Origin of the sequence: Hyalangium sp. (genome assembly GCF_045802625.1) — a bacterium.
In the GTDB taxonomy this organism is placed as follows: Bacteria; Myxococcota; Myxococcia; order Myxococcales; family Myxococcaceae; genus Hyalangium.
Genome location: NZ_JBJMQP010000190.1, coordinates 117,476 through 143,700, shown reverse-complemented (window position 1 = coordinate 143,700; position 26,225 = coordinate 117,476). Strand labels below are relative to the sequence as shown.

General features: G+C 68.2%; 22 protein-coding genes and 1 pseudogene. 8 read left to right on the top strand and 15 right to left on the bottom strand.

Features of this window, described 5'->3' with window-relative positions; all coding sequences use genetic code 11:
* Nucleotides 1–183, top strand: a pseudogene (locus ACJ8AT_RS32305) (ADP-ribose pyrophosphatase); the annotation flags it as partial.
* Between the two features lie 147 nt (nucleotides 184–330).
* Here ACJ8AT_RS32305 and ACJ8AT_RS32300 read toward each other — a convergent pair.
* Complete coding sequence (locus ACJ8AT_RS32300; protein ID WP_407741791.1) at nucleotides 331–2,727, bottom strand: heavy metal translocating P-type ATPase; 2,397 nt, start codon at nucleotides 2,725–2,727, stop codon at nucleotides 331–333.
* Nucleotides 2,728–2,781: 54 nt separating this feature from the next.
* Between ACJ8AT_RS32300 and ACJ8AT_RS32295 the strand changes: the two genes are divergently transcribed.
* Nucleotides 2,782–3,009: a hypothetical protein gene (locus ACJ8AT_RS32295; protein ID WP_407741790.1), complete on the top strand. Its 228-nt coding sequence runs from the start codon at nucleotides 2,782–2,784 to the stop codon at nucleotides 3,007–3,009.
* Here ACJ8AT_RS32295 and ACJ8AT_RS32290 read toward each other — a convergent pair.
* Both ACJ8AT_RS32290 and ACJ8AT_RS32285 read right to left on the bottom strand, forming a co-directional pair.
* Nucleotides 3,006–3,983 (bottom strand): vWA domain-containing protein, encoded by a 978-nt coding sequence (locus ACJ8AT_RS32290; RefSeq protein ID WP_407741789.1) that lies wholly within the window; start codon nucleotides 3,981–3,983, stop codon nucleotides 3,006–3,008. The two genes, ACJ8AT_RS32295 and ACJ8AT_RS32290, sit on opposite strands and share 4 nt — an antisense overlap.
* A complete protein-coding gene (locus ACJ8AT_RS32285; protein WP_407741788.1) occupies nucleotides 3,983–4,912 on the bottom strand; it encodes a vWA domain-containing protein in 930 nt (309 codons plus the stop codon). The genes ACJ8AT_RS32290 and ACJ8AT_RS32285 overlap by 1 nt, the downstream gene beginning before the upstream one ends.
* 90 nt (nucleotides 4,913–5,002) lie before the next feature.
* Here ACJ8AT_RS32285 and ACJ8AT_RS32280 point away from each other — a divergent pair, with 90 nt between their 5' ends.
* Nucleotides 5,003–5,785 (top strand): hypothetical protein, encoded by a 783-nt coding sequence (locus tag ACJ8AT_RS32280; RefSeq protein WP_407741787.1) that lies wholly within the window; start codon nucleotides 5,003–5,005, stop codon nucleotides 5,783–5,785.
* A 489-nt stretch (nucleotides 5,786–6,274) separates the two neighbouring features.
* On the opposite strand, the gene ACJ8AT_RS32275 is transcribed toward ACJ8AT_RS32280, so the two are convergent.
* The gene (locus ACJ8AT_RS32275) at nucleotides 6,275–7,624 is read right to left on the bottom strand and encodes a hypothetical protein (RefSeq protein WP_407741786.1); all 1,350 of its coding nucleotides are present in this window, start codon (nucleotides 7,622–7,624) and stop codon (nucleotides 6,275–6,277) included.
* Nucleotides 7,625–7,772: 148 nt separating this feature from the next.
* On the opposite strand from ACJ8AT_RS32275, the gene ACJ8AT_RS32270 reads away from it, so the two are divergent.
* Nucleotides 7,773–9,722, top strand: a complete 1,950-nt coding sequence (locus ACJ8AT_RS32270; protein WP_407741785.1) for an alkaline phosphatase family protein — start codon at nucleotides 7,773–7,775, stop codon at nucleotides 9,720–9,722.
* A gap of 32 nt (nucleotides 9,723–9,754) precedes the next feature.
* Here ACJ8AT_RS32270 and ACJ8AT_RS32265 read toward each other — a convergent pair whose 3' ends face one another.
* Nucleotides 9,755–11,137: a cation:dicarboxylate symporter family transporter gene (locus ACJ8AT_RS32265; RefSeq protein WP_407741784.1), complete on the bottom strand. Its 1,383-nt coding sequence runs from the start codon at nucleotides 11,135–11,137 to the stop codon at nucleotides 9,755–9,757.
* Nucleotides 11,138–11,265: 128 nt separating this feature from the next.
* Entirely contained in the window at nucleotides 11,266–12,414 is a 1,149-nt protein-coding gene (locus tag ACJ8AT_RS32260) for a hypothetical protein (RefSeq protein ID WP_407741783.1), read from the bottom strand.
* A 185-nt stretch (nucleotides 12,415–12,599) separates the two neighbouring features.
* Between ACJ8AT_RS32260 and ACJ8AT_RS32255 the strand changes: the two genes are divergently transcribed.
* Nucleotides 12,600–14,939, top strand: coding sequence for an ATP-binding protein (locus tag ACJ8AT_RS32255; RefSeq protein ID WP_407741782.1), 2,340 nt, complete (start codon nucleotides 12,600–12,602; stop codon nucleotides 14,937–14,939).
* 66 nt (nucleotides 14,940–15,005) lie between these two features.
* Here the strand turns inward: ACJ8AT_RS32255 and ACJ8AT_RS32250 are convergent, their stop codons facing one another.
* Nucleotides 15,006–15,983 carry a D-alanine--D-alanine ligase gene (locus ACJ8AT_RS32250; RefSeq protein WP_407741781.1) on the bottom strand — a complete coding sequence of 326 codons (978 nt, stop codon included), beginning with the start codon at nucleotides 15,981–15,983 and terminating at the stop codon, nucleotides 15,006–15,008.
* A 290-nt stretch (nucleotides 15,984–16,273) separates the two neighbouring features.
* On the opposite strand from ACJ8AT_RS32250, the gene ACJ8AT_RS32245 reads away from it, so the two are divergent.
* Both ACJ8AT_RS32245 and moeB read left to right on the top strand, forming a co-directional pair.
* Nucleotides 16,274–16,546 carry a ubiquitin-like small modifier protein 1 gene (locus tag ACJ8AT_RS32245; RefSeq protein WP_407741780.1) on the top strand — a complete coding sequence of 91 codons (273 nt, stop codon included), beginning with the start codon at nucleotides 16,274–16,276 and terminating at the stop codon, nucleotides 16,544–16,546.
* Nucleotides 16,547–16,569: 23 nt separating this feature from the next.
* Nucleotides 16,570–17,730 (top strand): molybdopterin-synthase adenylyltransferase MoeB, encoded by a 1,161-nt coding sequence (moeB, locus tag ACJ8AT_RS32240; RefSeq protein ID WP_407741779.1) that lies wholly within the window; start codon nucleotides 16,570–16,572, stop codon nucleotides 17,728–17,730.
* Nucleotides 17,731–17,768: 38 nt separating this feature from the next.
* On the opposite strand, the gene ACJ8AT_RS32235 is transcribed toward moeB, so the two are convergent.
* The 4 genes from ACJ8AT_RS32235 to ACJ8AT_RS32220 all read right to left on the bottom strand — a co-directional run bounded on the left by ACJ8AT_RS32235 (nucleotide 17,769) and on the right by ACJ8AT_RS32220 (nucleotide 22,212).
* Nucleotides 17,769–18,014: a hypothetical protein gene (locus ACJ8AT_RS32235; protein WP_407741778.1), complete on the bottom strand. Its 246-nt coding sequence runs from the start codon at nucleotides 18,012–18,014 to the stop codon at nucleotides 17,769–17,771.
* Between the two features lie 2 nt (nucleotides 18,015–18,016).
* Nucleotides 18,017–19,927 carry a PEGA domain-containing protein gene (locus tag ACJ8AT_RS32230; protein WP_407741777.1) on the bottom strand — a complete coding sequence of 637 codons (1,911 nt, stop codon included), beginning with the start codon at nucleotides 19,925–19,927 and terminating at the stop codon, nucleotides 18,017–18,019.
* 50 nt (nucleotides 19,928–19,977) lie between these two features.
* Nucleotides 19,978–21,258: a S41 family peptidase gene (locus ACJ8AT_RS32225; protein WP_407741799.1), complete on the bottom strand. Its 1,281-nt coding sequence runs from the start codon at nucleotides 21,256–21,258 to the stop codon at nucleotides 19,978–19,980.
* 93 nt (nucleotides 21,259–21,351) lie between these two features.
* Nucleotides 21,352–22,212, bottom strand: a complete 861-nt coding sequence (locus ACJ8AT_RS32220) for an alpha/beta fold hydrolase (RefSeq protein WP_407741776.1) — start codon at nucleotides 22,210–22,212, stop codon at nucleotides 21,352–21,354.
* A gap of 174 nt (nucleotides 22,213–22,386) precedes the next feature.
* Between ACJ8AT_RS32220 and ACJ8AT_RS32215 the strand changes: the two genes are divergently transcribed.
* Nucleotides 22,387–22,614 (top strand): hypothetical protein, encoded by a 228-nt coding sequence (locus ACJ8AT_RS32215; RefSeq protein ID WP_407741775.1) that lies wholly within the window; start codon nucleotides 22,387–22,389, stop codon nucleotides 22,612–22,614.
* A gap of 105 nt (nucleotides 22,615–22,719) precedes the next feature.
* Here the strand turns inward: ACJ8AT_RS32215 and ACJ8AT_RS32210 are convergent, their stop codons facing one another.
* From ACJ8AT_RS32210 to ACJ8AT_RS32195, 4 genes are all read right to left on the bottom strand, one after another.
* The gene (locus ACJ8AT_RS32210; protein WP_407741774.1) at nucleotides 22,720–23,829 is read right to left on the bottom strand and encodes a murein hydrolase activator EnvC family protein; all 1,110 of its coding nucleotides are present in this window, start codon (nucleotides 23,827–23,829) and stop codon (nucleotides 22,720–22,722) included.
* The gene (locus ACJ8AT_RS32205) at nucleotides 23,826–24,728 is read right to left on the bottom strand and encodes a cell division protein FtsX (RefSeq protein WP_407741773.1); all 903 of its coding nucleotides are present in this window, start codon (nucleotides 24,726–24,728) and stop codon (nucleotides 23,826–23,828) included. The genes ACJ8AT_RS32210 and ACJ8AT_RS32205 overlap by 4 nt, the downstream gene beginning before the upstream one ends.
* Nucleotides 24,725–25,417 (bottom strand): cell division ATP-binding protein FtsE, encoded by a 693-nt coding sequence (gene ftsE / locus ACJ8AT_RS32200; protein WP_407741772.1) that lies wholly within the window; start codon nucleotides 25,415–25,417, stop codon nucleotides 24,725–24,727. Before ftsE ends, ACJ8AT_RS32205 begins: the two co-directional genes overlap by 4 nt.
* 103 nt (nucleotides 25,418–25,520) lie before the next feature.
* Nucleotides 25,521–26,069, bottom strand: a complete 549-nt coding sequence (locus ACJ8AT_RS32195; RefSeq protein ID WP_407741771.1) for a hypothetical protein — start codon at nucleotides 26,067–26,069, stop codon at nucleotides 25,521–25,523.
* Nucleotides 26,070–26,225 lie beyond the last annotated feature (156 nt).

Sequence of the window (26,225 nt, the reverse complement as noted above, 5' to 3'; positions counted from 1 at the left end):
TTCCTGGCAGAGGAGCTCTCCCAGGGTCCACAGAGCCTGGAGCCCGAGGAGAGCGACTTGGTGTGCACCCGAGTCACCCTCGAGCAGTTCGAGGCGCACGTGCTCGAGGGCCGCATCAAGGACTCCTCCACCCTGGCGGCGTACGGCCTGCTGAGGATGAAGAAGCGCCTACCGCCAGGATGAGTGCTTTCTGGATGGCGAGTATGCCAACCGGGTTCCCCCGGGGTGAGCTCTTGCCAAACCTGTCTGGCTGTCAGACCAGTTCGGACAGACCCGCGCCGGCAGAGCACCTGCCACCCAGGCCTTTCACCCGCATGTTTGCCATTGCGGCTAGCCCGCCGCGGACTGGACCCCTGTAGCCGCCACCGGCAGCGCCGCCGGAGCCGGAGGCCGATAGGTGAGCAACCGCAGCCCGTTGAAGACCACCAGGAGCGTGCTGCCCTCGTGGAACACCACGGCCTGGCTGATCTGGGTGAGCCCGAGGATGGCGGCGACAATCAGCACGGCGCTGACTCCCAGCGCGATCACCAGGTTCTGCTTCATCACCCCGGTGGCCTTGTGCGAGAGCCCCAGCGCGAACGGCAGCTTGGAGAGGTCATCGCTCATCAGCACCACGTCGGCGGTCTCGAGCGCGGCATCCGAGCCCGCTCCGCCCATGGCCACCCCCACAGCGGCGGCGGCGAGCGCGGGAGCATCATTCACGCCATCCCCCACCATCGCCACCGCGCCCTGCTTGCCGAGCTCACGGACGGCGGTGACCTTGTCGGCAGGCATCAGCGGAGCCCGCGCCTCGTCGATGCCCACCTGGGCGGCAATGGCCTGAGCCACGCGGGCGTTGTCGCCGGAGAGCATCACCGTGCGCTGGATGCCAGCCTGCTTGAGCAGCTGGACGGTATGGCGCGCGCCGCTGCGAACGGTGTCCGCCAGCCCGAGCACTCCCAGGTAGCGCCCCGCCTTGCGCACCACCATCGTGGTCTGCCCGGCCTCCTCGAGCTTCCGCACCTCCGCGCCAATCTCGGCCGGCACGGACTCGCCCTCGAAGAGCGCGAGGCTGCCGACCTCCACCGAGTCCTCGCCAATCTTCGCGCGGATGCCCTTGCCGTGAATGGCCTCGAGATCCTTGCCCACGGGGAGCTGGACCTTCTGCTCGGCGGCGGCGTCCACCACGGCCCGAGCCAGCGGGTGGGCGGAGAGTGACTCGACCGCGGCGGCGGTGGCGAGCAGCTCCTCGCGAGCCACTCCCGGCGCCGGTGAAGTGGCGAGCACCTTGGGACGGCCCACGGTGAGGGTGCCCGTCTTGTCGAAGGCGATGGCGCGGACGCCGCCGAGCAGCTCCAGGTAGATGCCGCCCTTGATGAGCACGCCCCCGCGAGCCGCCGCCGCCACGGCGGAGAGCACGGCGGAGGGAGTAGAGATGGCCAGCGCACAGGGAGAGGCCGCGACGAGCAGCGCCACGGCGCGCAGCACGGCCTCCTTGACCGGAGTGCCGAGCAACACGAGCACCACTGGGAAGATCACGGCGGCGATCACGACGAGCGGCGCGAAGGTGCGCTCCAGGCGCTGAGCGAAGCGCTGGTTGGGCCCCTTCTGAGCCTCGGCCTGGGCGACCATGTCCACCACCCGGGCGAGCACCGACTCCGAGGAGAGCTTGGTGACCTCGATCTCCAGCAGCGCCTCGCAGTTGATGGTGCCGGAGAACACCTCATCGCCGGGCTTCTTGGGCACGGGGAGGGACTCGCCGGTAATGGCGGCCTGCTCGAGCGAGCTCTTGCCCTCGCGGATGACGCCATCGAGGGGCACCCGGTCTCCGGGCCGGACGACGATGCGCTCCCCGCGCTGCACGCCGCTCACGGGAACTTCGACGACATCGCCACCGCGCCGGACCCGAGCCACCTCGGGGCGCAGCTCCCCGAGCGCCTCAATGGACCGGCGAGCCCGATCCATGACCCGGTGTTCGAGCGCATGGCCCGCGCTGAACAGGAAGAGCAGGAAGGCGCCCTCGAACCAGGCGCCGAGCACCGCCGCGCCGAGGGCCGCCACGACCATCATCGTCTCGATGTCGATGCGGAGCTGGGCAATCGACTGGATGGAGCCGCGGATGGCGAAGAACCCACCGCTCGCCATGCCGAGCGCCCAGATGAGCGTGGGGACCAGAGCGGGGACGGGCGCAAACCGCTGGACGAGCCAGCCAGTGACGAGGAGGACCCCCGAGGCCACCACCAGCGGCAGCTCGAGCTTGGGAGCCAGACCGCCCCCATGCGCGTGGTGCGAGCAGGCATGGCCCGCGGAGGGGACCTCCAGCCCGTAGCGGAGCGCCGTGACGCGAGCCTCGACGTCGCCCAGCGAGAGCTCCTCGCTGTCGTACTCGATGACGAGGCGCTCGCTGGCATACGCCACGCTGGCGGAGAGCACGCCCTTCATCCGGCTGACAGCGGTCTCGATCACCGTCGCCGCATCGGCCGAGCTCATCCCGCGCACGAACCAGGTGAACTGCTTGTAGCGAGCGGCCACCCCGGCGCCAGTGCTCTGCGCGAGCGCCAGCAACTGCGCCGCGGTCACCAGCTCGGGCTGATAGTGGATGCAGACCTCTGGGTAGCCGAGATCCCGCCGGAGGTGGACATCGATGATGCCGCGCTGCGCTTCGAGGGCATCTTCGAGTTTCTCGAAGCGCCCGATGTCATCCGTCTCGCCCGGGAGCGTGCCCTCCAGATCGAGCTGGAGCGCCACTCCCCCACCCTCCGCCGGCCGGTTCCCGGGAGGCCGGATCGGCCGGGACGGGTGATGATGATCATGGCCATGGTGGTCATGCCCATGGTGATCATGGCCGTGATGGTCATGACCGTGGTGCTCATGGCCGTGCGCATGTCCGTGGTCATGGTCGTGATTGCACTCCGGACCGTGCTCGTGCTTCACGCGCACGCCCTGGCCCTGAGCGCTCTGGGCCGCAGGGCCAGCGGAGATCCCGGTAAGCCGGGCGAACTTCTTCGGCTGCGACATGTCGCTCCCTAGTGGCGGTGACCGCGATGCGAACGGGCGGGAGAAGCCGCGGGAGCGCTCACTGGCTCCGACGCTGGCTCCTCCTGCTCGTCATGGTGCTCGTCCTCGTGCTCTTCAGGGATCGGCTGGGTGAAGCGCTGTCCCGCGACCTCGAGGGTGAAGGCCTTGCACGTGGACGGAACCTCGAACTCGAGCACCGCCGGCAGGCGGCCCTCATAGGCCTTCAGGATCTTCCCGCCCTCGTCATAGATGGTGCCGCCAGCGGCCACGGTCATCGTGTCATCCACGAGCACGGCCACCAGCTCGGCCATCTCTTCCAGGCGGTCGGCGATCCGGTGGCACCACAGGTGACCGACGCCCGGATACGTCTCGTGGGAGATGTCCTCCATCTGCTCTTCGTCCACGCTGCTGCCGACGCCCACGAACACGAAGTTCATCCGAGGCAGCCGGCCCGCGACGATCTCCTTGGCCACCTGCGTGGCATAGGCGCGCACGTCGTTGGGATCGGAGATCTGCGAGTCGGTGATGATCACCGCTAGGCCGCGCTTGGCGCCCACCTGGATCTGCTGCTTCATGTGCGCCACGAAGTCGCGGAGCACCGGGAGCATCACCGTGGCCTTGCCGTAGAACTTCGGGCCGGGGAAGCGATAGTCCTTGGCCTCGGGGCCGGTGAGATCGCCCACCAGCTCCAGCTGGGCGCCATCACTGGTCGCCCAGTAGGCCACGCGCACCTTGCCGTCACGGTCCTTGCTGGCCAGGTATTCGAGCATCCACCGCATCTGGGGCTCGACCTGGTTCTTCACGGGCGCGAGCTTGGCGAGCACACCACGCGGGCCGTACTCGTTCTCCATGCTCGCCGAGCCATCCATGTAGAGGGCCACATCCAGGCCCTCCACGGTGGGATCGTGCAGGAGCGTGGCAACCACCTTGTTGCCCGTCCGGTGAACGTCGGAGAAGGGACGAACGATGACCTCGTGGCCAGCCATCAGTGGTGGTCCTCGTCGTGGTGCTCCTCGTCGGGGAGCGGCTGCGTGTAGCGCTGGCCGTTCACCTCGAGGATGAAGCTCTTGGCGCCCTCGGGCACATCGAACTCGAGCACCGCGGGCAGGCGGCCCTCGTAGCTCCTCAGCACCTTGCCGCGGTCGTCATAGATGGTGCCGCCAGCGGCGACTGTCATGTTCTCGTCCACGAGCACGGCCACCAGCTCGGCGACCTGGGTGATCTCGGAGGCGATGCGGTGGCACCAGAGGTGGCCCACGCCCTTGTACTCGGTGTGGGCGATCTCCTCGAGCTGCTCCTCATCCACGTCGTCACCGACCCCCACGAGGATGAAGTTGATCCGCGGCAGGCGGCCGGCGGCGATCTCCCGGGCGACCTCGGCGGAGTACACCTGGACGTCGTCCGCGTCGCTCAGCCGGCCGTCGGTGACGATGACCGCGCAGCCGCGCTTGGCACCCTGCTTGAGCTGCTCCTTGAGGTAGCGGACGTAGTCCTTCATGGCGGGGAGCAGGCTGGTGGCGCTCCCGAGCCTCGTGGCTCCGGGGAACTTGTACTGCTTGACGTCGACGCCCTTGAGCTCGCCGATCACCTCGACGTCCTTGCCCATGGGGCCGCAGGCCCAGTAGGCGACGCGGAGCATGCCGTTGCGATCCTTGGTGGCCAGGTACTCGAGCATCCACTGAACCTGGGGCTCGACCTGGTTGGAGGCCTCCTTCAGCGGAGCGCTGCGGAGCCACTCCAGAAAGCTGCGAGAGGGCCGCTTGTACTCGTACTCCTCGCGCATGCTGCCAGAGGCGTCCATGTAGATGGCCATGTCCAGGCCTTCGACAGTGGGATCATGCAGCAGCGTTGCGCGGACGTGATCGCCCTCGCGGTGGAGATCCGAAAACGGCTCGACCGGCTTTTCGTGACCCATCGTTCCCCTTTCTAAAGTGGGGAGACGTTATCATCCCTCGTTGCATGAGCGCAGGTAGGGCAACTACCGTCATGTGCGCAGAGGCTCGCAGTGATCCAACCCCAAATAGGCCGCCTGCTCCTGGCGGCAGGCCTGCTGACGACGAGCTGCGCCCCCTCGCTGCCGCCAGCTGTCGTCGTGATCCCCGCGGAGCGGCCTCCTGTGGGATACGAATACGCACTCCCGGCCCCGCTCAAGGGCGGCGCATTCCCCACGTACTTCGAGGCCTTGGTTCATGCCTGCCCGCGCCTGATGGCCCTGCCTGGCGCCTCCAAGCGCAAGGTGGACATGAAGCGATTCGGCGATGTCTATGTCCAGTACTCCCAGGACGAATCCACCGAGTACTGCGCCTGGATCTATCACACGCCCGCTGGCCTGTACGAAACGAGCCTGATTGCGACCCCCGAGACCCAGAACAGCTCGTCAGGCAATCGCTTCTGCACCTTACCTCGTCGCGTCATCGACGCTCGGTACGCCGATGATCCCCAAGATCCGGACAAGCGGATCAAATACGTCTTCGCGATCCACAGCCACCCATCTCCGCGCGTCTTCACCAAGGAAGACATCATCTACCTTGTCGAGACGGAGCAGTACCTCCAGGAGGCCCTCCACGACAACGGCGAGATCAGGCTGGGAATGGCGGCCTTCTTTTCACGGGAGGACCGTGACGAACCCACCTGTGACGGTTTCTTCCAGTTCAGCACCCGCTCGCGCAAGGTGCAGATGTGGACCCTGGATGCCCAGGGGACGTGGCAATCTCACGACGTCGCCACGGTCGACTACAGGCGAAATGCCAAGACCGGCAAATTGGAAGTCTCCATCATCGAAACCTAGGGTCTCCGGCCATGGCTCCTACTCCGCTCCGAGTGAACGCATGAGAGTGCTGCTGATCGTGATAGCCATGTTGTTCACGGGATGTGCTCACGGTCCGTGCAAGTCACTGGCGAGCCTGTTCGGTTGCACCTGTGTTCCCAAGCGGCAGCAGCCCGAATTCGCGGACATGCGAGTCCAACTCCCTGTTTTTGATAGCAGGCTCCAGGTGGACACCAGCGTCGATGGCTATACGCTTCAAGCCATCCGAATCGCAGCCGATGACTTCCTGAATCCCGACCCAACGAACCTCCCATGCCGGGACAAACAGACCGCGTACGGGTATCAGGCCTTACGACAAGGGGACACAATCTTCGTCCGGATTGAGTTCAAGCCCGAGAACTGCGGGATGTCCTACGGCATGCTCGATGGCGGAGTCACCTACGCGATCAGCATAGACGGGCAGATTCTCCGAAAGTCCCTGGACACAGGGGGCCCTTGAGCCTTCCTGGCTCAGCCCTCGAAGTCCGACATCCAGTCCGGCTTCTTGTTCGGAGCAGGATCAGGCTCGCCGGCCGTGGCCTCACGGCGAGGGCGCGAGGCGGGAGCAGGCGCTGACGCGGGCGCGTCCGAGCTCGGCGCGAAGTCGGAGAGCCACTCGGGCGCCTTGGGCGCGGCGGGGGCCTTGGGCGCGACCGCGGGAATGGACGAGCGCGAGCGCGTGAGCTTCGCCTTCTCCCCGCGAGTGTGGGTATGTGCGTCGAGGAAATCCTTCATCCAGTCGCTCGGGCGAGCCGGAGGAGGAGGTGGACGCGGTGGAATGAGCGGGGGAGCGCCAGCGGGCCGTGCAGGGATCTGCGGAATGGACCTCGGCCCCGCCGCCATGCCGCTGCCGGGGCGGATCAGCGAGCGCAGCGTACGCTCCGCCTCGTTGGGCCAGCCCGGAATCGCACCGAGCGCGCGACGCGCGAGCTCGAGGAACTCGGGAGGGCCCGCCTCCGGGGGAACCTTCACCTTCTCCCCGCCCAGCAAGCCCGCCAGCTTGCCGACCAGCCCGCCACGAGGGCGCCGCAGGATGGCCACGTCTCCGTTCACCTCGTAGCCGCGCGACTCGAGCTCCGCGATGGCCTGGATGCGGCTGGGCACGGGCAGCTCCATCTGCCGGAGCAGCTCCGGGCCCTCGTGCGCGCGGGCATCCTGCAGGAGCTGCTCGAGCACATCGTGGAGGATGTCCGCCACGAGCCGATCGTTCGCGGCGTTATGCACCTGCATATCCACGGGCACGGCCGGGTACGCCAGCACCAGCCCACGCCCCTCCGCGAGGGACTCGGCGCGGTCTCCGGGAAGCAGCGCGTGGTAGCTGCGAGGCGTTGTCTTGCTCTCGGGGTCCTGCGCGTAGAAGAAGGCCTCGCTGGCGCCATGCACCAGCCCCGCGAGCACCGCGCCTCGGTTCACGGTGAGCTGGCCCGGGACCCGCGCCAGCGCCTCGCTCGGCCACGGCCCCATCAACGTCCCGTAGAGATAGACCGGATCATTGATGCCCTCCTCGTCCGGGGGATGCTCGACGAGCTCCACCGAGAAGAAGAAGAGCTCGGCGGCGGCAATGCGCCGGGGCGAGCGTCCGGAGGAGACCTCATGGTGCGCGAGCTGAGCCTGGGCGCTGGCCGGGAGCAGCCCGCGCTCGCTGGCGGGCACGGCGAGCATCTGGCCCACCGCATCGAGCCCGACGATCCATTCCTGTTCGCCCAGGTAACCGGACTCCAGGCGGAACGCGTCCACCACATTCACCACGGCGGAGGCCTCCGGTCGAACGGGCTCGGCCGGGGTGGCAGCGTGGGGAACGAAGTAGCGGGGATGGCTCACGGCGGAGCCTCAAGGCTCGCCCAACCCCGCGGGGAGCGCAAGCAGGCGCGGGCCCTCCCCGACGCGCCAGCGGCACGTCAGTGCCACCTCACGGCGCCCTCCCCGTGCGATGCTCCTGGCACCCGCCCCACCGCTGAGAGAGAGCCCCATGAGCGCACAGCACCGCCGCCCCTTCGATCACGTGCTCGTGATCATGTTCGAGAACCAGTACCGCAGCTACGTCATGCAGAACCGCTACTTCCGGGGCCTGGCACAGCGGGGGCGGGTGCTGCGCAACTCCTTCGGGATCATGCACCCATCGCAGACCAACTACATCGCCTCGATCGCCGGAGAGCTCTGCAACGTCACGAGCGACGACGCTCCGGCCCCCCTGCCCCAGCGGACCATCGTCGATCTCATCGAGGAGTCACCGTACGGCCTCACGTGGAAGGCCTACATGCAGAGCTACATCCCGCAGAACACTCCGTGGTCCTCCACGCTCCAGCCCAAGGACGAGTACCCGTACGTCATCAAGCACAACCCCTTCTCTTCCTTCGCGAACATCCAGCAGAGCCAGGCCCGGTGGGCTCGCATCCAGGACGAGAGCGCGTTCTGGGCCGACCTCCTGAACGGCACCCTGCCGAACTACGCCTGGTTCACCCCCAACATGTGGAATGACGGCCACTACCTGGACGGCACGCAGAGCGCTCCCCAGCAGCGGGCCCCGGCCCTGGTGGATCAAGCCGCGTCCTGGCTCGAGTCGTTCTTCGGCGCCCTGCGCTTCCCGGGCCCAAGCTCGCACCTGCCCCCGCGGACGCTGGTGGTGGTCACCTTCGACGAGGCGGACTTCGAGTCGTCCTATGACGCGCAGAACTCGAGCGTCTACGACGGCCCGAACCAGATCTACACGGTGCTGCTCGGAGACATGATTGAGCCCGGCGAGGAAGCGGAGGGCTACAACCACTACAGCCTCCTGCGCACCATCGAGGAGAACTTCGGGCTCGGCTCTCTCGGGAAGAACGACACCGCCAGCAACTGGTTCCAGTTCCTCTGGGGGAGGCGCTTCCAGTGGGGAGGCTCAACGCCCACCCCCGTGCCCCACGCGCACCGCTTCGCGATCGCCTCGTTCGCGGGAGCGCTGTACCTCGTTTACACGACGAAAGGCGGCGAGCTCTGCTTCCGCACCTCGGACGCCAATGGCTGGTCGGCCGAGCGCAAGCTGGGAGCCGCGGGCGGAGGGCCGCTCGCGCTGGCGGCCACGGCGGACAGGCTGGTGCTCGTCTACGAGACGCCGGAGCGCTCGCTCCAGAGCCTCACGTATGGAGTGGACTCGGGCTGGTCGGCCTCCCCCGCCCCCATCGCCACCGGGGTGACGGGCTCCCTGGCGCTCGCGGCCTTCGACGGCGGACAGAGCCTCATGCTCGTCTATCCCACGGCGGGCGGAGCCCTCCAATCGCTCATCTACCGGCGTGGCGAGTGGGGCGGCGCGGCCGCGGTGCCGGGGGCGGCGACGGATGGCTCGCTGGCCCTGTGCTCCCTGGGCGCCTCGCTCTACCTGGTCCACAAGGTGAAGGGCCAGACGCAGCTGGCCATGGTCTCGTACAACACCGCCCCCTTCAACGTGGTCACCGTCCCGACGAACCCCTATGGCGGCGCCCAGGACAACACGAGCCGCAATGCCTGGTCGCCGAGCGAATTCCCCGTCGCCCACTTCGCCTTCCGGCCCGACAAGGCGACGCAGGGAGAGCCGGAGCCCTGGCTCAAGCCCTATGTGGCAGGCGAGCCGCTCGCCATGGCGGCGCTGGCGGGGGTGATGCACCTGGTGCACCCGGGGAGCTCCAATCCCCTGTTGCAGACGGAGACGTTCTCGATCAGCGGGCTCATGACGCCCAGCAAGCCGGTGTCGTACAACAGCCAGGACTCGGCGAGCGACAACGACGGCTTTGGCACCCTGGCCCAGGCGGGCTGGAGCCAGCAAGCGCCCCTCCACGGCGCCTACTGCGCGCAGGGTGGAGGGCTGTCGATGGCGCGGCTCGGAGACGAAGTGGTGCTCGCGTTCCAACCCGAGGCCGGAGGCGCCATCCACGTCTGCAAGGGTGGGTACGTGACTGGAGGCTGATCCAAGTCACGGCGCGGGAGGCCGGCTCCGCGCTATCTCGCCTTGGCTACGGCCTCCACGACGGGCTCGGGCGCGGGGTGACCGTCGGCCGCTTCATGGAGCTGTTCGTCGAACGGGAGCTCGCCCGAGAGCACCCGGTGGGCCCGCTCCTTGTCGATCTCCCGGGTCCACGTGCCGATGAGCACGGTGGCAATGGCGTTGCCAGCGAAGTTCGTCAGCGCGCGAGCCTCGGACATGAAGCGGTCGATGCCGACGATGAAGCCAACACCATCGACGAGCTCGGGCCGGTGGGATTGCAGGCCGCCCGCCAGCGTGGCGATTCCAGCCCCCGTCACGCCCGCGGCGCCCTTGGAGGCGACGATCATGAACAGCAGCAGGGAGATCTGCTCGCCCAGCACCAGGGGCTTGCCGAGCGCGTTGGCGATGAACAGCGAGGCCATCGTGAGGTAGATGGCCGTGCCGTCGAGGTTGAACGAGTAGCCCGTCGGCACGACGACTCCGACGACGGGGCGCGAGACGCCCAGGTGCTCCATCTTCGCGATGAGCCGAGGCAGCGCGGTCTCGGAGGACGAGGTGGACAGGATGAGCAGGAACTCGCGAGCCAGGTAGCGCAGCAGCCGGAAGACGGAGAAGCCGGTGGCCACTCGAAGGATGGTGCCCAGCACGACGAACACGAAGACGAGACAGGTCGCGTAGAAGCCCAGCATGATGACCGCGAGGCTCTTGAGCGCATTGATTCCCGTGGCGCCGACGACCGCCGCCATGGCACCGAACGCGCCGACGGGCGCCGCCCACATGATCATCGAGAGCACCTTGAAGACGAGGCGCTGGAAGTAGCCGACCGCGCGCAGGATGGGAGCCCCGGCCTCTCTCATGCCCTGCACCGCGAAGCCCACGAGCAAGGCCACGAGCAGCGCCTGGAGCACCTCCCCGGAGGTCAGCGCGGACACGAGCGTCGAAGGGATGATGCCGATGATGAAATCGGCCGTGCTCTTGGACTCGCCACCGCCAGCCGTGGCGCCCGCGGTACGCTGAGCCTCGGTGAGGTGCAGCTCCGAGCCGGGATGGAGCAGGTTTCCAACCACGAGCCCAATCGCGAGCGCGACGGTGGACATGGTCAGGAAGTAGCCGAGCGCGAGCCCACCGACGTGGCCCACCTTCGCGGCCTGCCGCACCGAACCGACTCCGAGCACGATGGTGCAGAAGATGATGGGGCTGATCATCATCTTGACGAGGCTGACGAAGCCGCTGCCCAGGGGCTTGAGCGCCTTGCCCAGCTCCGGCGCGACGAGCCCGACAATCACGCCCGCCACGGCCGCGACGATGACGGCCAGGTACAGGTGGTGCGGCTTGATCCGGCTCGTCCCCCGAGGCGCTCCTGGCGCATCGTGCCCGGTGCTGATGTCACTCCCCATCGCGCTCTCCCCCGTGCGTATGGGCTCCGCGAGGCGCGGGCCAGCGGTGCATCACGGTCCGCGCAGAGTCTTGCCTACTCCGGACGGAGTCGCCAATGGGATCCAGGCCGGCGCCCCGGCCCCGCCCTTCAGAACAGCCATCCGTGGACTTGCTTGAGGACGGCGAGGAACTTCCGGTCCATCATCAGCAGGATCACGAGCGGCGCGAGCGAAGCCGCGGCGAAGCCCAGCAGCGAACGGCTGTCCCACGGGAACAGGCGCATCTTCCGGGCGACGGTGAAGCTGCTCCCCAGATCGATCAGCGAGGAGAAGTCGGGCGCGCCCAGCAGCTCGTCGCCGGGGTGTTCGTGAAACCACTTCCGCTCGAAGTGCCGCGAGTGCCAGGCCGCGAGCGCCGAGAATGCCGAGTCTCCTCGCCGCTTCGCCTTCACGAGCTGGGGCGTGAAGAAGCCCAGGGGGGCGAAGACGGCGACGGCCGCGATGGCTCCCTGGACGACCAGGGGGAGGATGTAGGGCAGCGGGCCGCTCGCGAGCCCCCGAGGCTGGGTGTCCCACGTGTACGCCGACACCACCACGGACAGCGCGAACACGACGGGCGCGAAGCCGGACTGGCAGATGGGCAGAAAGCCCAGGCCGCCGGTGACGTCCGGATGGGAGGGCATCAGGGCGAGGGGTAGCCGCGAGACGCGGAACAGGAAGTACGCCCAGAGCACGCCCCGGAAGAGCCACCGCAGCGCCAGGAACCGGAAGAGGGGCTGGCTCACCGTCAGGTACCACCAGCCCGCCGGGGAGGGGCTCCCATTCGCCCCGGTGACAGCCCACTCCAAGTGGGAGTCGAGCCCAGACACGAGCGAGAGGGCGAAGGCACCCACCAGCAGGCAGGCCTCCGCCAGGCTGCTATCGCGCCACCGCATCGCCGTGCGCGCGGACCTCTCGAAGGCAGGCCGGCTGCCCACCCCCACCAGGTGCGAGACGAGGAACTGGCGGGCGGCCAGGGTGATGCGTCCATCGACGTAGGGCTCGGCCGCGATGAACACAGGCAGCGCGAGCAGCATCTGAGCATGGACCTGGAGCTCCGCGAGCAGGGAGCGCAGTGCCGTGCCGCCCCGAGGAAGCGTGAGGACGAGGAGAGGCAGCCAGGCCAGCAGCGCGAAGGCGAGCGTGCGCCAGCCCACGCTGGAGCGCCGGGGGCTGACAAGGTGGAGCCAGCGCTCGGCCCTGAAGAGCGGACCGCCCTTCACGAGGGAGAAGTTGGGCAAGATGGAGGACGCATCCATGGTTGGCAGCCTCCAGGCACTGCTACGATGGGGCCTGCTGCCGCAATCCACAATCCAGGCAGCCAGCGCTGCGACCGAGTCCAAGCGCTCTCTCCAACCCGTGGAGGGACGACCGTGCTCAGGTGCGGGCGCATCGAGTGCCGAGGACCATGAGCTTGCCACCAGACAGAAGCCCCCCTGCGCCCGTGTCGCTGCTGCGGCTCATCTGGCGCTCCTACCTCACGAGCGCGCTCGCCCCCGTCTTCTTCATCGAGCTGGCACTCCTTGCCGCATACTTCATCACCAACAGCGTCATAAGCCAGCAGAACATCACCACCCTGCAACGCCTGGCGACCGAGCAACTCCAATACATCGCCCAGCAGCAAGCCGAGCACATCAGCTCGCAGCTCGCCTCGGTGACGTCGAACGTTGATCTGCTCCGCCGCCAGGCCGAGCGGGCCTTCGTGACGCCCTTCGTCCCGGATGCCGAGGAGTCCTCCCGCTATCTCTTCTCCCAGGACGGCTCGCTCTATACGGCCTATGGCCTCCCCGGCAGAGCGGGTCTCATCTATTCCAAACCCACTCGCATCAGTGAGCCCGAGCGCGCCAAGGCGTTGCAGCTTGCCCAGCTTGATCCGTTGCTCCAGAGCCTCGTGGAGACCCAGCCGCTGGTCACCCAGGCATACATCGACACCGCGGATCACCTGACCCGGTTCTACCCCTATAGAGATTATAAAGAGGTGCTCGCGGCCTCAGGCCCTGGCTACGACTTCTCCACCTACAGCTACTATTACCAGGCGGACGGCAAACACAATCCCGAGCGCAAGGTCGTCTGGACGGACGTGCACGTCGATACCTCGGGCAAGGGATGGATGACGGCGGCCACGGCCCCGGTCTATCCAGGAGGTGGCAACCGCATGGAGGGAGTGGCGGGGCTGGACGTCACCATTGACCGTTTCAACCAGCAGGTACTCCAGCTCCACCTGCCATGGAATGGCTATGGGATGCTGGTAAGCCAGGGCAGCACCATCATCGCGCTGCCCAAACAGGCAGAGCTGGATTGGGGACTGAAGGAGCTCACCCAATACTCCTACCAGCAGCCCCTCGAGCACGACATCTTCAAGCCAGACAGCTTCAACCTGCTCAAGCGCGAGGACAGCCGCGCGCTCGGCCAGCGGATGGCTTCCGCGCGGCAAGGGCTGGAGACCCTCACCCTGGCAGGGCGCGGCAAGCAGGTGGCCTGGTCCACCGTGGAGGGGACCGACTGGAAGCTGCTCGTCGTCGTGAACGAGGCAGACATCTTCGCGGAGGCCCATGCGCTGAACAGGCGCGTCCTGCGTGTGGGGCTGGGCCTGATCGCCGGTCTGATCCTTTTCTATGCCCTGTTCTTCTCATGGCTCTACCAGAAGGTGCGCCGGATGAGCGCCTTGCTGGCGGATCCTCTGCTGAACCTGGAGGCCATGATGCAACGGATTGCCCAGGGCGCGTACTCGCAGCCCCTGCCCACCTATCCCATCATCGAGCTGCAGCGCACCGGCGAGGGACTGGTCCAGATGGGCCACTCCCTGGGCCAGAGCAACACGTCCTTGCAGCAAGCCCGCGCGGACCTGGAGCGGCTCAACCAGCAGCTGGAGGAGCGCATCCACCACCGCACCCGCGAGCTGGAGAAGGCCAACGCGGCCCTCCACCAGGAGAACACCGTCAAGCAGGCCCTCATCCAGGAGCTGCAGCGCACCCAGAGCCAGCTCATCCAATCAGAGAAGCTGGCCTCCCTGGCCCACCTCACCTCGGGCATCGCACACGAACTCAAGAACCCGCTCAACTTCATCAACAACCTGTCCGAGGCCAGTATCGAGCTGTCCCAGGAGTTGGAGCGGACGCTGCAGGAGCGGCCTCAGGCCCTCCTGAGCGAGGTCCAGGACATCATCATTGACTTCAAGCAGAACGCGACCACTGTCCACCAGCACGGGGTACGGGCGGACCACATCATCCGGAGCATGATGGAGCATGCCCGCGGCCGCTCCGGAACCTTCGAGCCTACGGACGTGAACCCGCTCGTGGAGCAGTACCTGAAGCTGACCTACTACGGGGAGCGGGCCCGCAGCCCGGCGCTGGAGGTGAGGTTCGTGCGGGAGTTCGAGCCCGCCGTGGGCAAGGTGCTGGCGATGCCCCAGGAGCTGGGCCGCGTGCTCCAGAACCTCATTCAAAATGCCATCTACGCCGTGTCGATGATGCAGCGCGAAGCCCCCAGCGACTACGTGCCCACCATTACCCTGCGCACCCGCCGCGAGGGCGGTCATATCCTCCTCCAGGTGGAGGATAATGGGCCCGGCATCCCGAAGGACATCCAAGGCCGCATCTTCGAGCCGTTCTTCACCACGAAACCACCGAGAGGAGGCAATACCGGGCTGGGTCTGTCGCTGAGCTACGACATTGTCAGACTCCACAGTGGAAGCCTGACGGTGGAGAGCGAGGTGGGCCAATACACTCGCTTCACCGTGAGGCTGCCCTTCAACGAAGAGTGCCAGACACTCACGCCAGGATAGCGAGAGGGCTCTTCAGCACGGAGCAACGGGAGGGAGCACGGCTCTCCACCCTCCCCTCCTCACCGCTCAGCCGCCCACGGCGCGGCGCGGGGCGGGCTGCACGGTGGCCATCTCCGGCGCCTCCGTCACTCCCACCTCGTCGCGGCTGGCCAGCGCGAGAATTCGCTCGCACAGCTGCGGGAAGCTGATGCCTCGCTGCGCGGCGATCTTCGGCAGCAGGCTCATCGGCGTCAGCCCGGGCAGCGTGTTCACCTCGAGGACGACGTCGTTCTCCTCCTCGGAGCAGATCAGATCCACCCGGCCATAGCCGCGGCAGCCCAGCGCCTGCCACGCCGAGAGCGCCAGCTGCTCCACGTTCGAAACGCGCGTGGGCGACATCCGCGGCGGCAGGTGGTAGCGCGAGCCCCCCTTGTACTTCGCCTCGTAGTCGAAGCCCTCGCGGGGAGAGGAGATCTCGCAGCTGCCCAGCACCTCGCCGCCCAGAATCCCCACCGTCACCTCGCGGCCGCGCACGAAGCGCTCCACCAGGGCCTCGCCGCCGTAGCAGCACGCCTGGGCCACCGCGGAGGTCAGCGCCTCGGGGTCATTCACCAGCGCCAGGCCCACCGAGGAGCCTCCGCACGCCGGCTTCACCACCGCGGGGAAGCCCAGATCTCCATGGCGCTCCAGGAGCGTGGGCAGCTCGTCGCGGCCGATGCGGTAGCCCTGCGGCGTGGGCAGGTTGTGCAGCCGGAACAGCTTCTTGGCGAAGGGCTTGTTCATCGCCAGCGCGGAGGCGAGCACTCCAGAGCCCGTGTACGGCAGCTCCAGCAGCTCCAGCAGCCCCTGCACCTTGCCGTCCTCGCCCATGCGCCCGTGCAGCGCGAGGAAGGCCACCTCCATCTCCGCCGACCGCAGCACCCGGTCCAGCCCCGGCCCGGCGAAGACGCGCGTCACCGTGTGGCCCTGCTCCTCCAGCGCGGCCACCACCGCCTCGCCAGTCTTCAGTGAAATCTCCCGCTCCTCGCCCCACCCGCCCATCAGCACTCCGACGCGCTTGCTCATGTTGGTGACTTCCTCCTGCGTCTGTCCCTCAGCACGCCGGATGCCAACACCACTCGTGCTACAGGTCACGAAAACTGCCGCCGCGAGCAGGGGTAACCCTTTGATTTCGCGGGGTTACATCTCTGTAGCGTGTGGCCCTCCAGCCACGCCGCGGCAGGGAGGCCACGCGAGGCCGGGCAGGCAGGCAGACGATGACGTGGGGCTCCTGCTATGCCCCGGCGGCGGTTTTCAGCTCTGGAGGCTCCTGGCCGCTCGCGCCAGGACGCACTCCGCGTGCACAGGAGAGGAGCATGGCGAAGGTCCGCATCCCCACGCCGCTGCGCAGCTTCACTCGCAACCAGGAGGAGATCACCACCTCCGGCGCCACCGTGGGCGAGGTGCTCAAGGAGCTGGAGAAGCGCTTCCCCGGCCTCGGCGCGCGGCTGTTCGACGACAAGGGCGCCGTGCGCCGCTACGTGAACGTGTTCCACAACGACGAGGACATCCGCTTCCTCCAGGAGCTGGACACTCCGGTACGCGACACGGATCGCATCACCATCATCCCGGCCATCGCGGGCGGATAGGCCTCGGGTTATGACTCTCCCGCATGGCGACCACTTTTCGAGAGCTGCTGTCGAGCGTGAAGCAGGGGATCCGCGAGGTCTCCGTGGAGGACGTCAAGCGCCTGCTGGACGCTCGGGCCACCGTGAAGCTCCTCGACGTGCGCGAGTCGGACGAGCATGCGGCGGGCCGGCTGCCTGGAGCGCTCCACATCCCTCGGGGCTACCTGGAGCTGCGCATCGAGGAGAAGGCCCAGCGGGACGAGGAGCTCATCGTCTACTGCGCGGGGGGAACCCGCTCGGCGCTCGCGGCGCGGACGCTGCGGGAGATGGGCTACGAGCGCGTGGCCTCCATGGCGGGCGGGTACAACCGCTGGAGTGACTCGGCCTACCCGGTGGAGAAGCCCTTCGCGCTGAGCGCCGAGCAGAAGGAGCGCTACCGCCGCCACCTCATGCTCCCCGAGGTGGGCGAGGCCGGGCAGGAGAAGCTGCTCAAGGCCCGGGTGCTGCTGCTGGGCGCGGGCGGGCTCGGCTCGCCGGCGGCGCTCTACCTGGCCGCGGCGGGCGTGGGGACGCTGGGAATCGTGGACATGGACGTGGTGGACCTGAGCAACCTCCAGCGCCAGGTCATCCACACCCGCGAGCGCCAAGGCCAACCGAAGACGGAGAGCGCCCGGGCCGCCATCGAGGCGCTCAACCCGGACGTGAAGGTGGTGCCCTTCTCCGAGCGGCTCACCTCGCAGAACGTGCTGCGCATCCTCGAGGGCTTCGACATGGTGCTGGATGGGGGGGACAACTTCCCCACGCGCTACCTGCTGAACGATGCGTGCGTGGTGACGCGCAAGCCGAACATCCACGGCTCCATCTTCCGCTTCGAGGGCCAGGCCACCACGTTCGTTCCCGGGCAGGGCCCGTGCTACCGCTGCCTCTACCCGGCTCCGCCGCCGCCGGACATGGCGCCCTCGTGCGCGGAGGCGGGGGTGCTGGGTGTGCTGCCGGGAATCATCGGGCTGATGCAGGCCAACGAGGCGCTCAAGCTGATCCTCGGCAAGGGCGAGCCGCTCATCGGCCGGCTGCTCACGTTCGATGCGCTCGGCACGCGCTTCCAGGAGTTGAAGCTGCGCCGCGATCCGAAGTGCCCGGTCTGCGCGGACGGCGCCAAGGTGGAGTTCATCGACTACGAGCAGTTCTGCAACACCCCGGCCTGAAGTCCTGTAGCAGAAGTGAAGACGAAGCTCCTGTCGCTTCAGTGAGCCTCGGGAGGTGACTCCGGGCAGTGCGCGGGGTCTTCGCAGAGGCTGGTGCCGCCCGTGCCGCCATCCGGCTTGGAACCCGGCGAGGAGACACAGCCTCCGTCCATGCAGACGTAGTTCTGGAGGCACTGGTTCCGGGCGTCACAGGGCTGGCCCTCGGGATCGAAGTCCACCAGCAGGCTACAGGCCGACAGCAGCGCCAGGATCGCGAGCAACCACAGGAGTTGTTGAGAGCGCATGATCAGTAGTTCCGGAGATCGTCCTCGTCGAGCTTCTTCTTCTTGTCCTCTTCCTCGCGCTTCTTCTTCTCCTCCTCCTTGCGCTTCGCTTCCTCCTCGCGCTTCTTCGCGGATTCGTCCTCACCGCGCTTCTTCGAGGATTCATCACGCTTGAGGCGCTCCTCCTGCTCGCGCTTCGCCGCCTCCTCGCGCTGGCGCTTGTCTTCCTCTTCGCGCTTGCGCTTCTCCTCCGCCTCGCGCTTCGCGGCCTCCTCACGAGCACGCCGCTCTTCTTCCGCGCGGGTGTTCGCGGCTGGCTTGCCCTGGGGCGCAGGCGCGGGCGCGGGCGTCGGAGCGGGCGCGGGCGTCGGGACAGGCTTCTCCGCGGGACGAGGCGCTGGCGTCGGCTCACGGTTCGGGGGCGGAGCAGGAGCCGGCTTCACCTCGTGGCTCGGAGCGGGCTTGGGAGCCGGAGGCTGAGCCGGGCTGCGCGGCGGGGCCTCGGTCTTTCCGCCTCCTCCCCCGCCGTCCGCGAAGGCCAACCAGGAGCCCACTCCTCCTGAGACGAGGCCCGCGATGATGCCCACGTCGGCAAAGAGCGCGAACCGCTTCCCATCGGAGCTGAGCGTCGCCGCAGTAGGGCTCGTCTGGGGCGTCTTCTTGAACTCATCCGACTTGGACTTGGCCTGGAGGCCGAAGAACACGCCTCCCGCCACGAGCGCCGCGCCCGTGGCCAGCAGCGCGTACCCCGCAACCTTCCGGCCCGAGTTCGTCTGGATCGCCGGCATGTGAACCGGCTGCCCCTCCACGCGCGGCGCGTCCGACTGGAGCACGCTCGCCAGCAGCGACTGGATCGCCGAATTCGTCGCCTCGCCCGCCAGCGGCAGAGGCGCCGTCGCATAGGCCAGGTTGTGGCCATCGGTCACGTCCTCTCGGACGGCGATGGCGTCCGGAGTCCCCGCCGCCCCGGGAGTGCCGCGCACCATCAGCCCCACCACCTGCTGCGTCTCCGCGCGAGCCCCCAGCTCCTTGAGCGCCGCGTCTCGATCCAACCCATCGGGCTCGTCCGCGATCCGCTGCTCCAGCATGTTCAGGCGCTGCGCGGCGGGCACGGGCTGGAGCGGGAAGTTGGCCTCGCCTCGGGCCTTGCCCTGGGCCTGCACATAGCCCGGCGCGATGATGGTGACGAAGTGCTCGGCGGCCGTGAGGCCCGAGAGCGTCACGGGCGAGAAGCCCTGGAACTGCCCATCCACGAAGACTCGAGCGCTGACGTCGCCGGTCTTCACCTGGAGCGTCTTGTTGGCCTCGGCGAGAATGGCCTTGCGCGTCTTCTCGACGAGGGCCAGCTCCTCTCGGGGGAAGTAGTTGGGGGAGAACTCGGCGCCAGGGTTCCGGGCGAGCACCTCCTTCAGCTCCCGCGCGAACGTCTTGGTGTCGCCGTTGGCCACGTACGAGGCGATCTTCATCACCCGCGCCCGGCTCATGTCCGCGAAGTGCTTGGACAGATCGCTCGCCTCGTAGGTCTGCGCCGCCTTGTCGAACTGCTGCAGCGCCTTCTGCGTGTCCAGCTCGTCGTAGGCCTTCTGGCCTTCCTTGAGCGCGGCGGCGGCCTCCTCGGCCTTGGCCTCGCGCTCACGGGCCGCCTTTGGCTCCAGCGCATCGGCCAGGGGCACGAAGTGGAAGCGGCCCGCGCCCGCGAGATCCTGCTCGGCCTGGTACAGCAGCCGGGGCACCTGGGCTTGCGCGGCCGCATCCAGCGGCACCACCACCACGGTGAGCTTCGGCATCGACGCGGCAGGGAGTTCGCGCGGCACCAGGCGTGGTGAAGGTTGCTGCGCCAGGGCCGGGCCCGCGGCGAGCAGGCCCACCAGCACGCCACTCAGCGCCGCATCCAGCACGCGGATCCAGGATCGTCGCTTCTCTCTTCCCGACATGAGCCGAGCATTAAATGGCCTGCGCGGCGAAAAGCCAGTTGGGAACGCACCTACCGGTCCGAAGCCCCCGCTCGCTGCGGGGTCGCCTGCTCGGTGCCCGCCAGGGAGTTGATGTACTCCAACGACACCTTGAGCGGCGGATCCTTGAGCTTCTCGGCCACATCCCAGGGCTTCAGGTTGGCTGGCAGCGTGTGCGGAGTGCTCGGCTGCTCGGGGCTCGAGACGACGGGCTCCGCCTTGAAGTGGCGCTCCAGATCCCTCTCCCGCGTCTCCCGGCCCGGCTTGCCGCCCACATCATCCGGGACGACGAAGTCCGGGGTGATGCCGCGCTCCTGGATGCTGCGGCCGCTGGGCGTGTAGTAGCGCGCGATGGTGAGCTTCAGCCCCGAGCCGTCCTCCAGCTCGATGACCGTCTGTACGCTGCCCTTGCCGAAGGTCTGCGTGCCCATGATGACCGCGCGCCCGTGGTCCTGCAGCGCTCCGGCGACGATCTCCGAGGCCGAGGCGCTCCCCGCGTTCACCAGCACCACCAGCGGGTAGTTGGCCTCCGTGTCGCGGTCCTTGCTGCGCTCCTCGGTGGCGTTGCCGCCGTTGCGCCCGCGCGTGGTGACGATGGTCAGGTTGCCCGGCAGGAAGCGATCGCTGATCGCCACCGCCTGATCCAGCAGCCCGCCCGGGTTGTTGCGCAGATCCAACACCACCCCGCGCAGCTCCTTGCCGCCGTTGAGCCCGCGCAGCCGGTCCAGCTCCTTGCGCAGGTACAGGTCCGTGCGGTCCTGAAAGTTCTTCACCTTCACGTAGCCGATGCCGCCGTAGAGCGCTCCCTCCACGGAGACGATGCGGATGTGGTCCCGGATGATGGCCAGCTCGCGAGGCGCGTTGAAGCCCTCGCGCATGATGGTGAGCAGCACCCGCTTGCCCGCTGGGCCCCGCATCTTCTGAAGCGCCCAGGCCAGATCCCGGCCCTGCGTGCTCTCGTCGTCGATGCGCAGCAGCTCATCTCCCGGGCGCAGGCCGGCGCGCGCCGCGGGCGTGTCGTCGATGGCCGCCACCACGATGATTCGGTCTCCCTTGCGGGCGATCTCCAGGCCCAGCCCTCCGAACTCGCCGGAGGTGTCGATCTTCATCTCCTTGAAGACCTCGGGCGGCATGAAGAGGGTGTGCGGATCCAGCGTCTCGAGCATGCCCTTGATGGCGCCGTGCATGAGCTTGCGGCTGTCCACCGACTCCACGTAGTTGTTCTGCACGTAGGAGAGCACCCGGGCGAACACCTCCAGGTTCTTGTAGGTGTCGTCTTGTTGGTCCGCGCGAGCGGTGGGCGCGACGAGCATCCAGCCCGCCGCGAGCGCCACACGCCACGAGTGGAGCAGCCGGTTCACGAGGTGCGTCCTTTCCCGGAGTAACCCCGGCAGTCTACACCGAGCCTACAGCCCCGCCTCGTCCGAGAAGCGCACCAGGTGGGAGACCAGCTCGTCGGGCCGCTCCACCTGGGGGATGTGGCCAAAGCCCTCCACGACGTCGATCCGGGCGTGGGGCGGCAGGTGGGCGCGGTAGTACTCCAGGGTCTCCGCGGGCAACAGCCGCTCGCTCCCTCCCCAGAGGAGCAGCACGGGCATCTTCAGGCCCCGCAGGGCCTCGGGGGTGAGGCTCTCGCGCGTGGCCCGGGCCTCGGCCGCCAGCGCCTGCACGGTGGGCGTGCCGTAGAACTTCTTCAGCTCGGTGGCGAAGAGCATCACCGGCAGCGGCGGCTTGTGGAACAGACGCCGGGTGAGGTTGCGCGCCTCCTCGGGCGTCTTCACATCGAAGGAGGACAGCAGCGCGTCGAAGGCCTCGGGAGGCAATGCGGCGCCCGCGGGAGCCACCAGCGCCAGGGCCTTGACGAGCGCGGGGTACTCCGAGGCGAGCTTCACGGACATGGCGCCGCCCAGCGAGTTGCCCACCACGAAGGCGGGCTCGCCCACCACCTGCTCGCACCACAGGCGCAGGGTGTCGAACTGGCCGCGCACGCACACCGGCCCGCCGCAGTACTCGGCGGAGAAGCCGTGGCCGGGCATGTCCATGGCCAGCACCCGCGAGAAGCGGCGCGCCAGCTTGAGGAACACCCCGGAGAAGCCGTTGGCCGAGCCCGCCAGCCCGTGCACGAGCACCACCGGCGGCCCCTTCCCCTGCCCCTTGAGCTCGTACATGTGGACGGACTGGCCACCCACGGAGACCACTCGGGACTCCACGCCACGCGCCACCAACATGTGGCGCATCACCTTCTGCACACCACCCAGCAGGTCCACTGTGCTTGCTCGCTCCTGAGAAGGCCCTGGGTCCCAGCCTAACCTGGAAACGCGCCGTGACCCGGAGGGGCTGGCATGAGTGAACAGATTCCAGTGTGGACTCGTGGCACCAGGCGCCACCTGCTCTGGTCCGGAGCACTCTTTCTCCTGGCCGCCACAGCCTGCGAGAAGCCCATGCCCACTCCTCCCACCAATCCGGGCCTCGTCAAGGCGCTCGAGGGCATCCGCGGGACGCTGACCCGCGAGGCCGCGTTGCACTTCTATGCGGAGCTCAACCAGGCGACGCTGCTCCTGGCGCAGCGCGAGGGGCCAGCGCAGCCCGAGTCTGGCCTGACGAAGGAGGGTGCCCTGATGGAGTACCTCGTCGTGACGGGCCCGGATCCACCCAAGGGCTCGTGTTGAACCCCGGCCGGAACAATGAGGGAGCGCAGCCCGTGGAGCGGCATGGCCTCGAGGCGGTGGCCCGCGGCGAGGCGCCCCCCATTCCCTAGCCCACCGAAGTGCGTGTCATCGTGCGAACCACGGGGCAGGGTCCACCGCCAGCCCGCCTTTTCGGATCTCGAAGTAGAGGTAGGAGCCCTTCAGCGAGCCCGTGTCTCCCACGGTGCCCACCTCTTCGCCCGTCTGGACCTCCGCGCCCACCGCGGGCCCCACGCTGGCCAGGTGCGCCATGAGCGAGTGGTAGCCGCTCCCATGGTCGAGGATCAGCAGGTTGCCGTAGCCTCGCATCCAGCCGGCGAAGACGACCTTGCCGGACGCCACGGCGTGCACCGTCGCTCCCTCCGCGGCCCGGATGTCCACCCCCTTCTGCACCGTGACGGTGTTGAAGAGCGGGTTGATCACCTTGCCGAAGCCCACCTCGATGACTCCCTGGGTGGGGAACGGCAGCTTGCCCTTGAGCGCGCGGAAGCCGGTGGCCGTGGTCCCTTCCTTCATGTCCTCCAGCATCCGCGTCAGCTCGCCGTCGGCCTGCTCCAGCTCGCGCACCGCGCGCTTGACGAGATCCGCCTCGCCCGTGAGCGTGGCCACCACGTCCTTGAGCGCCGCCTGCTGCTGCTGGGCGAACGTCACCTGCTCCTTGAGGAAGGCCCGGCGCATGGCCAGCGAGCCCTGCAGGCGCCGCAGCTCGAGCAGGGCCTGGTGCTCCAGCCGCGCCACCTGCTGCACGGCGCGCAGCAGCTCGAGATCGCTCTTCATCGTCGCCTCCAGCGTCCGCGCCCGCCAGATGAGCGAGGAGAAGTCCTCCGAGGTGAGCAGCACCTCCAAAGGCTGGCGGCGCGTCAGCCGGTACAGCGCGCGCATCCGAGGCGTGAGCCGGTGCAGCTGCTGCTGGAGCACCCTGCGCACCACGGCCTCCTCGCGCTCGGCCACGGCCACGCGCTTGCCGAAGGCGGACAGGTCCTTCTCCACCACCTGCACGCGCTTGCGCGAGAAGGACACCATCTGCTCCAGCAGCTCCACGCCCTCGAGCACGGAGACCTTCTTGGACTCGATGAGGGACAGGGCGGCGCGCTGCGTGGCGAGCTGTTCGCGCACGGCGGCCCGCTCCGCGGCCTCATCCTGAGCGAGCGCGGCGGTGGCTCCCAGCAGCAGCGTGAGGAGGACCGTCCGGCTCATACCCTCAGGAAGCGCCCCACCGCGATGAAGCTGCCCACCAGCCCGAGCACGCTCCCGGCCAGCATCAGCTCCAGCGCCAGCTCGGCCCGCACCAGCGGCTCGGAGGAGGTGGGCCCCAGCAGGAACGAGAACAGCGACGTCAGCGTGGGCCCCACCAGCCGCCCGAAGGTCCACAGCCCCGCCAGCGCCACCACCGCGCCCAGCAGGCCCTGGAGCAGCCCTTCAATGAGGAACGGCGCTTTGACGAACCGGTCCGTCGCGCCCACGAGCTTCTGGATCTCGATCTCCTCGCGCCGCGCGTAGATGGCGAGCTGGAGCGTGGCGGACACGATGATGATGGTGGCGAAGAGCACCACCGCGAAGGCCACCAGCCCTCCGAAGCGCAGCGCGCGGGCAATCGCCGTCAGCCGCTCCACCGCCTCGCGGCCATAGTCCACGCCGGTGACACCCTTCAGCTCGCGGGCCTGCTTGGAGAGCACCTCGAGCAGCTCCGGCGTGCGCTGCTCGGGAGGCACCGTCAGCTCCAGCGAGGGAGGCAGCGGGTTCTCCGGCAACTGCGAGAGCGCGTCGCCCAGGTCTCCCAACTCGTGGGCCAGCCGGTTGAGCGCCTCCTCCGGCTTCACCAGCACGGCGTGCCCACCGCTGATCGTCTCCAGCTTCGTGCGCAGCGCCTCCACCTGGGCCACGGGCAGCTCGGGCGCCACGTACACGGTGACTTCCACCTCTCCGCCGAGCGAGGCCAGCAGCCCATCCAGGGCCCGGCCCGCCGTGCGAGCCAACCCCGCGGCGAACAGCGCGATGGCGATGGTGGTGATGGCGATGAAGTGCACGAACGGCGAGTGCTTCAGCCCCCCCGCCGCCGAGCGCCAGAAGTAGGAGACCTTGGCCAGCGCGCTCATACCGCCATCCGCCGCGCCGCCTTGACGCCGTCCTCATCCGAGACGATGAAGCCGCGCTCCAGCCGCACCGTGCGCTTCTGGTAGCGCGCCAGCAACGTGCTGTCGTGCGTGGCCACCATCACCGTGGTGCCGCGGATGTTGACCTGGTTGAGCAGGTCCATGATCTCCACGGTGAGCGCCGGGTCCAGGTTGCCGGTGGGCTCGTCCGCCAGGAGAATCGTCGGATCATTCACCAGCGCCCGGGCGATCACCACGCGCTGCTGCTCTCCACCCGAGAGGCGCAGCGGGTACGAGCTCGCCTTGTGCTCCAGCCCCACCAGCTTGAGCATGCGGTGCACCTTCTCGCGCGCCTGGGCCCGAGGCACCCCCAGCACATCCAGCGTGAAGGCCACGTTGTCCTCCACCGTGCGCTGGGGCAGCAGCTTGAAGTCCTGGAACACCACGCCGATGTTGCGCCGCAGGAAGGGCACGGCCGACTCGCGGATGCGGGCGATGTTGCGGCCCCCCACGAGGATCTGCCCCTTGGTGGCCTTCTCCCCGCAGAACACGAGCTTGAGCAGCGTCGTCTTCCCCGCGCCCGAAGGCCCGGTGAGGAAGACGAACTCGCCCTTCTCGACACTCAGGTTGATGTCCGAGAGCACGGGCGGATCGCCCGGGTAGGCCTTGTAGACATGGAACATCTGGATCATCGGCGGGCCGATTGTGGACCCAACTCGACGATCGCTCCACTCCGTGGCGGCTGCTTGCTCGCCACCGGGGCCGCCAAGGGGCCTCGGGCGAGGCCCGCCGGGGCTACTGCTCGCCTTCGCCGGCGAGGTAGCTGAGGATCACCTCGTCCAGGCTCTTCTCGGAGATGAGGTCCTCGCCGAACAGCGTCTCCACGCCCACCTCGTTGATCTTCGGCGCCACCTTCATGGCGCGGGCGGCGGCCACCTCGGGAGGCAGCTGCGAGGCGGCGGCGGGCGGCGGCACCGGCTTGGCGACGGGGGCCGGGGGCTGCGGCTTGGCCGCGGGCGGCTCGTCGGTGGCGAGCTGCCCGGGCTGGTAGTGCCGCGAGGCGCCAGCCTCGAAGTTGTCGTACACGCCGTTGATGAGGTTGCGCAGCATCTCCTTGTGCTGCTCCTCCATCAACTCGCGGACGACTTCGGCCAGGTTCTCGGCGTTGAGGATGTCGGCGTACGACGTCTTCTTGGAGGCGAGGATGTTCCCACCCACGAACAGGTGGGTGATGATGTGGGGGTTGTTGACCCCCGAGTCCTCGGTCTGGACGTGGTAGACCTTCCCCTTGTGCTTGATGTTGTGGTTGAAGCCGGTGACGGCTTTCTCGAAGGTTTTCGCCATGCCAGAGACGCCGGAAGCTAGCAGTGCACCTTGAGCGACACAAGGTAAGCGTCGCCCTCTTCCGCCTTTGCCCCTGTCCCGGCGCCTGTCCGGAGGTTCAGTCCCCCGCCCGCGCCCGGCTGCCGTCCGTTCGAGCCCCCGCTCATTCGTTGAAAA

Bases quoted from the DNA above. Each gene is read 5' to 3' on its own strand.
- ACJ8AT_RS32270 (WP_407741785.1), top strand. From the start codon at position 7,773: ATGAGCGCACAGCACCGCCGCCCCTTCGATCACGTGCTCGTGATCATG.
- ACJ8AT_RS32215 (WP_407741775.1), top strand. From the start codon at position 22,387: ATGCCCACTCCTCCCACCAATCCGGGCCTCGTCAAGGCGCTCGAGGGC.
- ACJ8AT_RS32295 (WP_407741790.1), top strand. From the start codon at position 2,782: ATGATGATCATGGCCATGGTGGTCATGCCCATGGTGATCATGGCCGTG.
- ACJ8AT_RS32235 (WP_407741778.1), bottom strand. From the start codon at position 18,014: ATGCGCTCTCAACAACTCCTGTGGTTGCTCGCGATCCTGGCGCTGCTG.
- ACJ8AT_RS32285 (WP_407741788.1), bottom strand. From the start codon at position 4,912: ATGGGTCACGAAAAGCCGGTCGAGCCGTTTTCGGATCTCCACCGCGAG.
- ACJ8AT_RS32265 (WP_407741784.1), bottom strand. From the start codon at position 11,137: ATGGGGAGTGACATCAGCACCGGGCACGATGCGCCAGGAGCGCCTCGG.
- ACJ8AT_RS32290 (WP_407741789.1), bottom strand. From the start codon at position 3,983: ATGGCTGGCCACGAGGTCATCGTTCGTCCCTTCTCCGACGTTCACCGG.
- ACJ8AT_RS32195 (WP_407741771.1), bottom strand. From the start codon at position 26,069: ATGGCGAAAACCTTCGAGAAAGCCGTCACCGGCTTCAACCACAACATC.
- ACJ8AT_RS32260 (WP_407741783.1), bottom strand. From the start codon at position 12,414: ATGGATGCGTCCTCCATCTTGCCCAACTTCTCCCTCGTGAAGGGCGGT.
- ACJ8AT_RS32205 (WP_407741773.1), bottom strand. From the start codon at position 24,728: ATGAGCGCGCTGGCCAAGGTCTCCTACTTCTGGCGCTCGGCGGCGGGG.
- ACJ8AT_RS32245 (WP_407741780.1), top strand. From the start codon at position 16,274: ATGGCGAAGGTCCGCATCCCCACGCCGCTGCGCAGCTTCACTCGCAAC.
- ACJ8AT_RS32210 (WP_407741774.1), bottom strand. From the start codon at position 23,829: ATGAGCCGGACGGTCCTCCTCACGCTGCTGCTGGGAGCCACCGCCGCG.
- moeB (WP_407741779.1), top strand. From the start codon at position 16,570: ATGGCGACCACTTTTCGAGAGCTGCTGTCGAGCGTGAAGCAGGGGATC.
- ACJ8AT_RS32250 (WP_407741781.1), bottom strand. From the start codon at position 15,983: ATGAGCAAGCGCGTCGGAGTGCTGATGGGCGGGTGGGGCGAGGAGCGG.
- ACJ8AT_RS32230 (WP_407741777.1), bottom strand. From the start codon at position 19,927: ATGTCGGGAAGAGAGAAGCGACGATCCTGGATCCGCGTGCTGGATGCG.
- ftsE (WP_407741772.1), bottom strand. From the start codon at position 25,417: ATGATCCAGATGTTCCATGTCTACAAGGCCTACCCGGGCGATCCGCCC.
- ACJ8AT_RS32225 (WP_407741799.1), bottom strand. From the start codon at position 21,258: ATGCTCGTCGCGCCCACCGCTCGCGCGGACCAACAAGACGACACCTAC.